Source organism: Prochlorococcus marinus XMU1404 (genome assembly GCF_017696175.1).
Classification (GTDB): Bacteria; Cyanobacteriota; Cyanobacteriia; order PCC-6307; family Cyanobiaceae; genus Prochlorococcus_A; species Prochlorococcus_A marinus_X.
In genome coordinates, this window is sequence record NZ_JAAORE010000001.1 from 136229 (window position 1) to 148777 (window position 12549).

At 32.5% G+C, this 12549-nt stretch carries 13 protein-coding genes; 8 read left to right on the plus strand and 5 right to left on the minus strand.

The features are described from left to right. Positions 1-3 precede the first annotated feature (3 nt). Together HA144_RS00735 and HA144_RS00740 are read right to left on the minus strand one after the other, a co-directional pair. Positions 4-657 carry a molecular chaperone gene (locus HA144_RS00735; protein ID WP_209041563.1) on the minus strand — a complete coding sequence of 218 codons (654 nt, stop codon included), beginning with the start codon at positions 655-657 and terminating at the stop codon, positions 4-6. A 9-nt stretch (positions 658-666) separates the two neighbouring features. Beyond that, positions 667-918, minus strand: coding sequence for a Ycf34 family protein (locus HA144_RS00740; protein ID WP_209041565.1), 252 nt, complete (start codon positions 916-918; stop codon positions 667-669). 85 nt (positions 919-1003) lie between these two features. Here HA144_RS00740 and HA144_RS00745 point away from each other — a divergent pair, with 85 nt between their 5' ends. Then, positions 1004-2149 carry a CCA tRNA nucleotidyltransferase gene (locus HA144_RS00745; protein WP_245152784.1) on the plus strand — a complete coding sequence of 382 codons (1146 nt, stop codon included), beginning with the start codon at positions 1004-1006 and terminating at the stop codon, positions 2147-2149. Positions 2150-2207: 58 nt separating this feature from the next. Next, positions 2208-2627 carry an RNA recognition motif domain-containing protein gene (locus HA144_RS00750; RefSeq protein WP_209041569.1) on the plus strand — a complete coding sequence of 140 codons (420 nt, stop codon included), beginning with the start codon at positions 2208-2210 and terminating at the stop codon, positions 2625-2627. Here HA144_RS00750 and HA144_RS00755 read toward each other — a convergent pair whose 3' ends face one another. Continuing rightward, positions 2628-3536: a phytoene synthase gene (locus HA144_RS00755; protein ID WP_209041571.1), complete on the minus strand. Its 909-nt coding sequence runs from the start codon at positions 3534-3536 to the stop codon at positions 2628-2630. It abuts the gene before it with no gap. Positions 3537-3573: 37 nt separating this feature from the next. After that, entirely contained in the window at positions 3574-4971 is a 1398-nt protein-coding gene (gene pds, locus HA144_RS00760) for a 15-cis-phytoene desaturase (RefSeq protein ID WP_209041573.1), read from the minus strand. A gap of 90 nt (positions 4972-5061) precedes the next feature. On the opposite strand from pds, the gene ndhM reads away from it, so the two are divergent. Together ndhM and HA144_RS00770 are read left to right on the plus strand one after the other, a co-directional pair. Then, the gene (gene ndhM / locus HA144_RS00765) at positions 5062-5409 is read left to right on the plus strand and encodes an NAD(P)H-quinone oxidoreductase subunit M (protein WP_209041575.1); all 348 of its coding nucleotides are present in this window, start codon (positions 5062-5064) and stop codon (positions 5407-5409) included. Further along, the gene (locus HA144_RS00770; RefSeq protein ID WP_209041577.1) at positions 5406-6029 is read left to right on the plus strand and encodes a DUF3172 domain-containing protein; all 624 of its coding nucleotides are present in this window, start codon (positions 5406-5408) and stop codon (positions 6027-6029) included. Before ndhM ends, HA144_RS00770 begins: the two co-directional genes overlap by 4 nt. A gap of 5 nt (positions 6030-6034) precedes the next feature. Here the strand turns inward: HA144_RS00770 and HA144_RS00775 are convergent, their stop codons facing one another. Further along, positions 6035-6979, minus strand: a complete 945-nt coding sequence (locus HA144_RS00775; RefSeq protein ID WP_209041579.1) for a LysR family transcriptional regulator — start codon at positions 6977-6979, stop codon at positions 6035-6037. An 83-nt stretch (positions 6980-7062) separates the two neighbouring features. Between HA144_RS00775 and HA144_RS00780 the strand changes: the two genes are divergently transcribed. The 4 genes from HA144_RS00780 to HA144_RS00795 all read left to right on the plus strand — a co-directional run bounded on the left by HA144_RS00780 (position 7063) and on the right by HA144_RS00795 (position 12517). Beyond that, entirely contained in the window at positions 7063-7791 is a 729-nt protein-coding gene (locus HA144_RS00780; RefSeq protein ID WP_209041582.1) for an NnrU family protein, read from the plus strand. Between the two features lie 34 nt (positions 7792-7825). Beyond that, the gene (locus HA144_RS00785; RefSeq protein WP_209041584.1) at positions 7826-9847 is read left to right on the plus strand and encodes an NAD(P)H-quinone oxidoreductase subunit 5; all 2022 of its coding nucleotides are present in this window, start codon (positions 7826-7828) and stop codon (positions 9845-9847) included. A gap of 120 nt (positions 9848-9967) precedes the next feature. Then, entirely contained in the window at positions 9968-11572 is a 1605-nt protein-coding gene (locus HA144_RS00790; RefSeq protein ID WP_209042516.1) for an NAD(P)H-quinone oxidoreductase subunit 4, read from the plus strand. Between the two features lie 123 nt (positions 11573-11695). Then, positions 11696-12517, plus strand: coding sequence for a segregation/condensation protein A (locus HA144_RS00795; RefSeq protein WP_209041586.1), 822 nt, complete (start codon positions 11696-11698; stop codon positions 12515-12517). The last annotated feature ends 32 nt before the right edge of the window (positions 12518-12549 follow it).

Genomic DNA, 12549 nt, shown 5'->3' on the forward strand with positions numbered 1-12549 from the left:
TATTTAGTTAATTGGAGATATAGGATAAAGTGGTGTAACTTTTTGCCATGATTTTACATTGGCATTTAATAGATTTTTATTTGATAAATCTAATAATTCTGATAAATCTTCTTTATCCTCATAATTAGCCTCAAAAAAAAGTTCTTTACTCTGCATTTGTTTAATAACTTTTGGTAGTATTAATTCTCGAACTACTAGATCTGAATTTGTTTCTTTGTTTTGACAAATCTCATATTTACCTGCGACATATCCCCTGCGTTTTAATTTTTTGTAAATCCAGAATGATTGTTTGTTTGTGAAAATATTGTTTTTTGATGCAATTCTTTTTGCCATTATTTCAAATGAGCTAAAACTGTCCAGAGGACAATTTATTTGTTGTGAGATAGTTCTTGCTAAAACCACAATTAGTCTTGAAGCATTAAAATTTGCTGGACCTATACTGACAGAAATCTTATTAACTTTTTTTAAATTTTCTTTAGAAATAAATTTGTTAAAATCAACTATCAAATTGTTACATAAGTCTTTATCGAATTCTTTTATAAACAATTCATCAGATACAGGATTATTGTTTTTTCTATATCCAAAGCCAAAAGAATTTTCCGTGCTATGAATTACTAATGTAAGAAAATCTTGTCTTCGTTTGAGATTATTTGTCATTTATTAGCCTTAAACAGGCAATTCTAAACCTGGATTACATTTAGACCATTTACCAAATTCATTCGTAAAGCTTTCACAAGATTGAACATCCCAATCAGTTTTGCAAGCACCATTATTATCTTTAACTATACTGACATGAATAAATGGTTTTTTTGGTTTAAAATCAGGCACATCACAAATATTATCAACACCATGATTATTTTCAACGTCATGATAAGTGATACATCTATCAACCCATTTACAGTTGATGCAAATGCACATAGTTAATTAAATGAAAAGAAAAAATATTTTAACCAATCATACTCTAATAATTGATGAAATAGAAAGAAGTATAAAATTTTATAATTTGAGTCCTATATTATCTCTGTTACCTAAAGGATCATATTTAGTTGGTGGTTATATAAGGGATATTATTTTGGGCAGAGTAACTGAAGAGGTAGATATTGATATTGTCGTACCTTTGAATGCTATTGAAATTGGGAAAAAGATTACAAATAATATTGAATCTAAATTTATAATTTTAGATAAGAAAAGGGAAGTAGTAAGAATTATTTTTAATCATATTTCAATTGATATTGCTAATCAGATTTCTTCCTCGATTGAGAGTGATTTGGTCAGCAGGGACTTTTCTATTAATTCAATTGCTTTTATATTCGATAAGAAGTGTTTGTTTGATCCATTTAATGGCCTAAAAGATTTAGAATTCTCATTGATAAGAACGTTTTCTGAAACTAATTTACTTAATGATCCTTTAAGGATACTAAGATGTTTTAGATTCGTTTCAGAATTAAATTTTAGAATTGATGATAAGTTAATAACTTATATTAAAAGAAATAAAGAGCAATTATATCTAGTTGCTAAAGAGAGGATTAATAATGAAGTTCAGAAAATAGTAAATGGGGGAAATGCTCTCGATGCTGTAATTTTGGTAAAAAGATTTAATTTATTTGGTTCTAATAATTTATATGAAGATTCTTTTTTTTTGGATTTAAACAAAATTAATTATCCAGAACTTAATCAGGAAGAAAAAAATAAATTCTTACCCTTATTTTTAATTTCCCAAATTTTAGATGATGCATCTTTAAAGAAACTTAAATTTAGTAGATCTGAAATTGCAAAAATTAAGTTATTACGAAAATGGCACTCTCTTTTGAAAAACAAAAATATCTCTCAATTGAATGAATTAGAAAGATTTAAATTACATCAAGAACTAGAAATGTTTCTTCCATCATTTATTTTTTATTTACCTCAAAATTTACGCTTAGATTGGCTAAAAAGATGGCGCGATATGGAAGACAAATTATTTCATCCCACAAATTTGCTTAATGGTGATGTAATCAAAAAAAATTTGGAATTAAATGATGGTCCTATCTTAGGAGAGCTTTTACAGTATCTTTCAAAGGAGCTTGCATATAAAAGATTGAATAATTTTGATGAAGCTATTTATAAAGCAAAGCAATGGATTGAACAAAATGCGCCAAAATGTGATTAAATACACATAGCTTAGTTTTGTTTAGAAGTTCAGACTTCAAAATCATTTTTAAAAATTTATGAGCATTCGTATTTACATTGGCAACTTACCACAAGGATTTAATCCAAAAGAATTTGATACACTTTTAAAATCATTTTCTGATTCGATTAGATTTAAAGCAGTTTTAGATAAGGAAACTAAAGAATGCAGAGGGTTTGGTTTCGCAACAACAAATAATGAAGAAAATGCTAATTTATTAATTCAAAAATTAAATGGTTTTGAGTTTAATGGTTCCAAATTAAGAGTAGAATTATCAGAAAAGAAAGATTCTGCTTCAAATAAAAAAAATAGCGGAAATTTAAACAGAAACAAGAAGAGAAAAGATTTCAAGAAAATTGTTCATAGTGACGCTCCTAATCTTGAGGCCCCCGATCCAAGATGGGCTGGAGAGCTATCCAAATTAAAAGATTTGTTGGCTAACCAGAAAACACCAGCTTAACTATTTAATTCGAGAAATTAGAAAAGATATAGGAATCTCAAAAGCTTTTACTGAATTCTTTACATAAGCTCTGTTATTAAAAACGTCATAGTCAAGCCTTTCAATAGAATCTAAAATTCCTCTATAGAGACGTAAAGATGTCCAAACAGGCCACCTCGCGTCAGAGGATAACCATTTAATCCCATCTTCAGACTTTTCGAACCAATGACGGGCTCTTTTTAATTGAAAGTTCATCAGCTCCTTCCACTGATTGTTGATTTCTCCTTTTAAAAGTTCTTCTTCAGAATAATTAAATTTTTCAATATCTTCTTGTGGAAGATAAATTCTTCCTCTATGTCTGTCTTCCCCTACATCTCTCAATATATTTGTTAATTGATTTGCAATTCCTAGAGCTATAGCTGCTTCGGACGGGTCAGGCTGCGCACTCCATGGCGCTGAAGTATAGGCGCTATCAATTCCCATGACATTCTGAGTCATTAAACCAACAGTACCTGCAACTCTATAACAATATAGTTTTAATTCTTCAAAATCTTTGTATCTAAATTTGTTCAGATCCATTCTCTGACCATCTATCATATCTAGATAAGGTTGAATACTTTGTGGATATTTTTCGATGGTATCTAAGAGAACTGAATCTAATTTTGATTTGATATTTCCTTTAAAAACATTTTTTGTATTTTCTTCCCATGCATCTAAGCTGTCTGAAAGCTCCTCTTGTGATTTAGTTGAGGCTTCTATACTATCCATTATTTCATCTGTTCTTCTACACCATACATAAATAGCCCAAATAGCTTTTCTCTTTTCAAGTGGTAGTAAAAGAGTACCCAAGTAAAAAGTTTTAGCCCATTTTTGAGTTTCTTTACGGCATATCTCGTATGCTTGATCTAGTTGAGAAATTGAATTTTTCAAAAAGTTTTAGCTGAATTTAGAAATTTTTTAGATGTTATTAAGAAACATTCTGAGAGGTTTTGGAATACTCCTTATTTATTGATTCCGCGCATAATTTACCGCTCAAAACAGCCCCTTCCATAGATGCTAAATATTTTTGCATTGTATAATCACCTGCTAAGAAAAAGTTTTTTATGGGAGATTTTTGACTAGGTCTAAACTCTTGGCATCCAGGAACTGCCTTGTAGACAGATCTAGGAGTTTTTACAACTTTGTATTTTCTTAATTTTGTTTTATCATCACCCATGAAATGTGTTGGGAATAATTTTTTCAGTTCTTCCATTGTTGCATCAATGATATCTTGATCACTCTTATTAATCCAATCTTTTGCTGGCGCAAAAACTAATTCGAGCATTGATCTGTTTGGATCTTCATATTCTTTACATGTAATACTCATATCTGCATAAACACTCAAAAGTGGAGATCTACTAAATAGTAAATGATCAATATCCGTTAGTTTTTTGTCAAACCATAAGTGAATATTTATAACTGGCACACCATTTAAACCATCTAATTTAGAAAAAGCATCTAGCCCTTTCCATTGTTTAGGAATCATTAATTTAAAGAGATCTACAGGCATTGCACTAACGTAAGCATCTGCAATTAGCTCTTTCTTTTCGTTTTCATTTAAAGAGGCAACTGTAAAACTTTTAACAGTGCTGTCTTCATAAAGGTTGATTTGCCTCAATGGGCTATTCATGTGAACTTCACCACCACGTGAAGTAATATAATCAACCATAGGTTGGCAAAGCCTTTCTGGAGGAGCCCCATCAAGGAATGCCATTTTCGAACCATTTTTTTCTTGCAAAAATCTGTTGAGTGCAGTTAATAAAACAGTAGATGATATTTCATCGGGTCCAATGAAATTTAAAGCTTTGCTCATAGCTATAAAAACTTCATCATTAACTCTTTCAGGAATATTGTGTTCTTTGAGCCAATCTGTCCATGATTTGGTATCACATTTATCTAGGTACTTTTGACCTCTTAACATTGCAGGTACTAAACCTAAACCAAAAAGAATTTTTTCATTCCAAGAAAGCATATCATTATTGCTTAGTATGGCCGAGACTCCATTTACTGGAGCTGGGATGTCTGGAAAGTCAAATCTACTGTAAGTTCCGGGCTCGGATGGCTGATTAAAAATCATTGAATGACTTTTCCATTGCAATCTATCTTCTATTTCTAACTCCTTAAAAAGTTGCAACATGTTAGGGTATGCACCAAAAAATATATGCAAACCGGTTTCATACCAGTCTCCATCCTCATCTTTCCATGCAGCAACTTTACCACCAAGTACATCTCGGGCTTCTAACACTATTGGAATGTGACCATTATCAACGAGATATTTAGCACAAGATAAACCTGCTAAACCTGCTCCAGCAATTACAACACGCATTATTAAATCAAAAAATAAATTAACACTTACTAATAAGTTACATTAAAGTTAGAACATTATAGTTTTTTTCGTTGATTATTTCTGAAAATTATGGAAAAAATGCTTTTAAAATCAACTACTCGACATGTAAGGATTTTTACTGCTGAAGTTGTTGATGAAGAATTAAAGTTTCACCCCAACAAACTGACCCTTGACTTAGATCCTGATAACGAATTTATTTGGAATAAAGATTCTTTGAACAAAATAAATGAGAAATTTAATGAACTAGTCAAAGAGAGATCAGGGAAGGATTTAGATGATTATGAACTCAGAAAAATAGGATCAGAAATCGAAGGTATGATAAAATTTTTGCTTCAAAATGGTCAATTATGTTACAACCCCGATTGTAGAGTTATGAATTATTCAATGGGTTTACCAAAGACAACTGAAGAACTGTGAATAGACCACCCTCAAATAGAAAGCCTAGAAGAGGCTCCAATAGAGGTTATTACTCTTCAAATCCAAGGGATATTAATCCTTATGGACAAAAAAATAGTAGATTGCCTGCTTCTTCTGAAGAAAAGATTACCTTTAATACAGGCACTATTGCTGTTCTTGCTGGTGTATTAATTTTAGGAGTTGGTATTGGAAGCGCAATTACTAGTACAACAGATGGTGGACAGGGTAATATTGCTAGTCAACAACAATTAGATATGGCTGTTCCTGATCCTGAGTTTTGTAGACAATGGGGTGCCAGTGCCTTTGTTATTGATGTTGAAATGTATACAACTCTGAATCCATCCACTAGTTTTGTGACGCAACCCGCTCTTCAGCCAGGGTGTGTAATTAGGAGAGAAAATTGGACGGTTTTACAAAAACAGGGAGCAATTAGTAATGAAGATGTAAGAGAATGTAAGCAAAGAATGAATACTTTTGCTTATATTGGATCTATAAGAGATAAACCTATTGTTAAGTGTGTTTATCAGACTGATGTAAATGAAAATAAATTTATAATTAAGGGTGACGGACAAGCCGAAGATGGAGGAGTAGGTATTAACAAAGAAGCCATCCAATTTTGATAGATCTATTTGTTCCTCAATGGGCTTTCTAAACTAGCAAATTGCGGCAGGACATTTTTCTTAAAAACCTCTGATGCTCTTGAAGTATATCTTGATGGATTAGTAATTAGTTTAAGTTCTCTTTTAACCTCTAAGTCAGCGACGAAAACTTTGTGGAGTGTTCCTGCTGCTAATTCTCTTTCAATTGAGACAACAGGTAAAAATGAAGCTCCTAGTCCTGATTGAACTGCATTTTTGATTGCTTCAAGAGAATTTAGTTCCATCTCAATTTTTAATCTTTGAATTTCAAGTCCAGAATCCTGCAGAAGTTTATCCACAACTTTTCTTGTTGTTGATTGAGAATCTAATGTCACAAAATTTAATTTGTATAAGTCTTCTTTTAAAAGCTCTTTTTTGTTAGAAAGTGGATGCTTAGATGGTAGAACTAGTGCTAATTCATCTGTTGCATATGGAATTACTTGTAATAAATTTTCTAATTCTCCAGGTAATTGCCCTCCAATAATCGCTAAATCAATTTGTCCATTGGCAACGCTCCAGCCAGTTCTTCTAGTACTATGAACCTGAAGTTGAACAGATACTTCAGGGTATTTTTGTCTGAATAGTCCTATCATTCTTGGCATTAAATAGGTTCCCGTAGTTTGACTAGCTCCAATTACAAGGGTTCCACCTTTTAAACTATTTAAATCTTCGATAGCTTTGCATGCTTCGTCGCACTGATTCAAAATTCGTTCGCAATATTCAAGAAGTAGTCTTCCTGCTTCAGTTAAAAGAGCTTTTCTACCTCCCCTATCGAAAATTGTGATTTCAAGTTGTTTCTCTAGGTTTTGTATTTGTAAACTCACAGCAGGTTGTGTTACATATAATAAATCAGCAGCTTTTTTAAAACTTCCTTGAGCCGCAATGGCTTTCAATATTCTTAATTGGTCGAGAGTAAATGGTAATTCGGGCATCCATTGTCCCTACAATATATTTATAATTCTAATACTAATAAGTATTCTTGTTAAGAATAAAATTTTTTAAATAATCACAATTTATGGAGACACATAAAACTTCTCTAATAGTTTTAATTTTGATTTTTGCTTTTGCAGTAATTCATAGCGGTGGAGCTGCTTTAAGAATTAAAGCAGAATCTATTATGGGACCAAGACTATGGAGATTGTGTTTTGTTTTTTTAAGTTTGCCATCTGCAACAATATTGATTAGTTATTTTTTGGCTCACAGATATGATGGAATCAGATTATGGAATTTCCAAGGTAATAATCTGGTGTTTATAGTAGTTTGGTTTTTAACTGCAATAAGTTTTTTATTTTTATATCCAGCCACTTACAATTTGCTTGAAATTCCTTCGGTTTTACAACCTAAAGTGAGGATTTATGGTACTGGGATCATGAGAATTACAAGACATCCTCAAGCTTTTGGTCAGATAATTTGGTGTTTTGCACATACTTTATGGATTGGCACGTCATTTACATTAATAACTTCTATTGGGTTGATAATGCATCATCTTTTTGCTATTTGGCATGGAGATAAAAGATTGGCTAATAGATTTGGAAAAGAATTTGAAAAGTTTAAACAAAATACTTCCATAATCCCATTTGTGGCAATACTTGAAGGAAGGAATCAACTGAAAATTAAAGAATTTTTTAAGTTATCTCAACTTGGTATAGTAATTGCGATTGGAGTATTGTGGTGGTCCCATCAGTATATAAATGTTGCTGTTAAAACATTTAATTCATCATTTTTGTCGGAATTTTTCAATTGAACGTTTAAAATCAAAACTATAAGTTTTATATAAGATGCCTCAAGCCTCAGAAATTGCCTGGTTAATCCCTGTTTTCCCCCTTATTGGATCAGTTATTTCCGGCTTAGGACTGATAAGTATTAATAAGAAAATTAATAATTCTAGAGAAATAGTTTCTATAGGTCTCATTTCTTTCGTTGGAATTTCTGCAGTAATTAGTTATAAAGCTCTGATAGAACAAATAAATGGTTATCAAGCTGTAGAAAAACTTTTTATATGGGCTAATGCTGGGGATTTCACAATTCCGATGGGCTTTGTTCTTGATCCTTTGGGTAGTGTCATGCTTGCTTTAGTAACCACAATAACTTTGTTAGTGATGATTTACTCTCATGGTTATATGGCGCATGACAAGGGTTATGTAAGGTTTTTTACATATTTAGCTCTATTTAGTAGCTCAATGATGGGATTAATAATTAGCCCAAATTTGTTGGAAATTTACGTTTTTTGGGAATTAGTTGGTATGTGCTCCTACTTATTGGTTGGTTTTTGGTACGACAGAGATGGTGCTGCTCATGCTGCACAAAAAGCATTTGTTGTTAACAGAGTAGGTGATTTTGGATTATTACTTGGCATTCTTGGGCTATTTTGGGCAACGAATAGTTTTGATTTTAATGAAATAGCTATTGGAATTTCTCAATCAGTTTCTGAAAATTCAATACCTTTGTGGGCTGCTTTGCTTCTTTGTTTTTTAGTTTTTTTAGGCCCAATGGCAAAATCTGCTCAGTTTCCTCTTCATGTATGGTTACCTGATGCTATGGAGGGCCCAACACCTATATCTGCTCTTATTCACGCAGCTACAATGGTTGCCGCAGGAATATTCTTAGTAGCTAGGCTCCAACCTTTATATTCAATATTCCCCTCAATTCAGTTCATTATTGCTTTAGTTGGTACCATTACATGTTTTTTAGGTGCTTCTATAGCTTTGACACAAATGGATTTAAAAAAGGGTTTAGCGTACAGTACTGTTTCTCAGCTCGGTTATATGATGCTTGCGATGGGTTGTGGAGCTCCAGTAGCAGGAATTTTTCATTTAGTTACTCATGCTTGCTTTAAAGCGATGCTATTTTTGGGATCCGGTTCTGTCATACATGCAATGGAAGAAGTAGTAGGTCATCAGCCTATATTGGCACAAGATATGAGATTAATGGGCGGTTTAAGAAAAAAAATGCCATATACTTCTGCAACATTTTTGATAGGTTGTGTAGCAATAAGTGGTATTCCTCCATTGGCAGGTTTTTGGAGTAAAGACGAGATATTAGGAAATGCATTTATATCCTTTCCAGCTTTTTGGTTTGTTGGATTGTTAACAGCTGGCATGACTGCCTTTTATATGTTTAGGCTTTATTTCTTAACATTTGAAGGAGATTTCAGAGGCGAGAATAAAGAATTACAGAAAGAGCTGCTAATAGCTTCTAAATCAAATTTAGATGAAGAAAACGAGGAAGATCATGAAGAACATGGCACTATTCATGAGTCTCCCTGGTCCATGACATTCCCCTTAGTGTTTCTAGCTGTGCCATCAGTAATTATCGGCTTCATGGGACTTCCATGGGATAGTAAATTTGCAAATTTACTTGATCCTAAGGAAGCAGAGGCAGCTGCAAAAGCCTTTGAATTAGCAGAATTTTTGCCTTTAGCGATAGCGTCAGTTCTTATTGCTTCAGCTGGAATAATTATTGCTTATCAGGCATATTTTGTGAAAAAGATTAATTTGCCAGTTTTATTTGCTGAAAAGTTTCCTACTATTAATAAATTTTTATCTAATAAATGGTACCTAGACGATATTAATGAAAAACTTTTTGTAAAGGGTAGTAGAAAACTTGCTAAAGAAGTTTTAGAAGTTGATTCTAAGGTTGTTGATGGCGTTGTAAATCTTACTGGACTTGTAACTTTAGGTAGTGGAGAAGGTTTAAAATATTTTGAGACTGGTAGAGCTCAATTTTACGCTCTAATTGTTTTTGGAGGAGTTATTTTATTAGTCGCGATATTTGGGTTTCAATCTCCACAAGTAACTTAATTACAATTGTGTGTCTTCACTGTCCATTGGGGTGAAAAAATACAGATAATTTCTAGAATTTATTTAAGATAAATTTCTATTAAATTGAGTACTTATTTTTTTACACATTTTGCGACAGAAATTTTGGGAACTTTAGGGGCTGGATTGTCTAATTTACCTTGGTTATCCGCCTCAATTTTGTTCCCAATTGGTAGTGCATTTGTGATCCCTTTTTTCCCAGATAAAGGGGATGGGAAAGAAGTTAGATGGTATGCATTGTCTATTGCATTAATAACTTTTTTAATAACTGTAGGTTCTTATATAAATGGCTTTGATATTAATAATGAAAAGGTTCAACTGAAAGAAAATATTAGTTGGCTTCCTGATTTAGGCCTTACTTGGTCAGTTGGCGCCGATGGCATTTCAATGCCGTTAATATTGTTAACTAGTTTTATAACTGCTTTAGCAGTTCTAGCTGCATGGCCTGTAAAGTTCAAGCCTAAGTTATTTTTCTTTTTGATATTGGTGATGGATGGTGGCCAAATCGCTGTATTTGCAGTTCAAGATATGCTTTTATTCTTTCTAACTTGGGAACTTGAGTTAATTCCGGTATATTTATTGTTGGCTATATGGGGTGGCAAAAATAGACAATATGCAGCAACAAAATTCATTATTTATACAGCTGGCAGTTCTATTTTTATTCTCCTTGCTGCGTTGGCAATGGGATTCTACGGCACAGAGATCCCTAACTTTGAGTTTTCTCACTTAGCAGCTCAAGATTTTAGTCAGAAATTCCAAATTTTATGTTATGTCGGGCTTTTAATTGCATTTGGAGTAAAACTCCCAATAGTACCCCTTCATACTTGGCTCCCAGATGCTCATGGAGAGGCTACAGCTCCTGTTCATATGCTTCTAGCTGGAATTCTATTGAAAATGGGAGGATATGCTCTTTTAAGATTTAATGCTCAATTATTACCTGTTGCTCATGCTCAATTTGCCCCATTGTTAATAGTTTTAGGAGTAGTAAATATAATTTATGCTGCATTAACTTCTTTTGCTCAAAGAAATCTCAAAAGAAAAATTGCATACAGTTCTATAAGTCATATGGGTTTTGTTCTTATTGGAATAGGTAGTTTTAGCAGCCTTGGAACTAGTGGAGCAATGCTACAAATGGTTAGTCATGGATTAATTGGAGCCAGTTTATTTTTTCTTGTTGGAGCAACTTACGATAGAACAAAGACTCTTAAACTTGATGAAATGAGTGGTGTAGGACAAAAAATGAGAATCATGTTTGCCCTATGGACTGCATGTTCTCTTGCTTCACTTGCTTTGCCAGGAATGAGTGGATTTGTGTCTGAATTAATGGTATTTACAGGATTTGTTACCGATGAAGTTTATACACTACCGTTTAGAGTAGTTATGGCCTCTTTAGCTGCTATAGGCGTAATACTTACTCCTATCTATCTACTATCAATGTTACGAGAAATTTTCTTTGGTAAAGAAAATCCTAAATTAACCGAAGAACGAAAACTTATCGATGCAGAGCCTAGAGAAGTTTATATTATTGCTTGTTTACTTTTGCCGATAATTGGAATAGGTTTATATCCAAGATTAGTTACAGAAAGTTATCTTGCATCTATTAATAATTTAGTTGATAGAGATCTAACTGCAGTTAAAAGTGCTGTTAAGACAAATATTTTCTCTGGAACTCAAAAAAATGATATCCTTAAAGCGCCAACAATATAATTTCTTAAATTAATGCAATATTATTTGGCATTAAATAATTAAGAAGATATCTTATGGGTAGATATTTTCTATTTTAAGATACCTTATTTTAATTCCATTGATAGGCAACAATTAGGACCTAGATTGTTGATTAAGTTTCTTCAAGATGCCGCTGGAAAAGGTGATCTTGATCCATGGGATATTGATGTAATAAGTGTAATAGACAGTTTTTTAGAGCAATACTCCCAAACTTTAGGAAGAAAATCAAATAGTCAAATGTCATATCAGAAGGATTTGTCTGAGACGAGCGAGGCTTTTTTTGCAGCTTCCGTACTAGTTAATTTAAAGGCTCAGGTTTTGGAATCTGATGTTTTTAAAGAAAATTCTTCTGATTTTGAAGATAATTTCGACTTAGATGATCAAGATTGGATAGATCAAGAATTTGATATTCCAAAATACCCTGAAAAATACCTAAGAAGAAGATCAATAGCGCAACCAATTCTTAAACGTACTACAACCTTAGGAGAACTTGTAAGTCAGTTAGAGTCTATTGCTGAAGTTATAGAAACACAAGATCTTCTGCTAATGAAGAGAAAAAGAAATAAAAAATATTCTGATAAGGCTTTAATTTCTCAAGTCAAATCATTAGCGCATCGTGAGAAACTGCCGGAAACTACTAAAGCACTTGGTAAATTTATTGATGGATGGGAAAAGGCATTACAATGGATAGATTTTGAATATTTAGTTGAGCAATGGCAAATAGTTGTAAAAAATGATTTAGATAAAGATCGTCTTGGGGTATTTTGGGCTTTATTATTTTTATCATCTGAAAATAAAATTGAAATTAAACAAATTAATTCTTTATATGGCCCAATTCAAATTAAAAGAATAATTCCTGATGGAGGTCTAGCTCAATTACCTATAGAGAATCTTGAAGTAACCAATACCTATCCATCTGCTATTTAGAAGCTTAATAGTAATAACGTATAATCTTTAAA

Bases quoted from the DNA above. Each gene is read 5' to 3' on its own strand.
- HA144_RS00785 (WP_209041584.1), top strand. From the start codon at position 7,826: ATGCCTCAAGCCTCAGAAATTGCCTGGTTAATCCCTGTTTTCCCCCTT.
- ndhM (WP_209041575.1), top strand. From the start codon at position 5,062: ATGGAAAAAATGCTTTTAAAATCAACTACTCGACATGTAAGGATTTTT.
- HA144_RS00735 (WP_209041563.1), bottom strand. From the start codon at position 657: ATGACAAATAATCTCAAACGAAGACAAGATTTTCTTACATTAGTAATT.
- HA144_RS00740 (WP_209041565.1), bottom strand. From the start codon at position 918: ATGTGCATTTGCATCAACTGTAAATGGGTTGATAGATGTATCACTTAT.
- HA144_RS00775 (WP_209041579.1), bottom strand. From the start codon at position 6,979: ATGCCCGAATTACCATTTACTCTCGACCAATTAAGAATATTGAAAGCC.
- pds (WP_209041573.1), bottom strand. From the start codon at position 4,971: ATGCGTGTTGTAATTGCTGGAGCAGGTTTAGCAGGTTTATCTTGTGCT.
- HA144_RS00750 (WP_209041569.1), top strand. From the start codon at position 2,208: ATGAGCATTCGTATTTACATTGGCAACTTACCACAAGGATTTAATCCA.
- HA144_RS00780 (WP_209041582.1), top strand. From the start codon at position 7,063: ATGGAGACACATAAAACTTCTCTAATAGTTTTAATTTTGATTTTTGCT.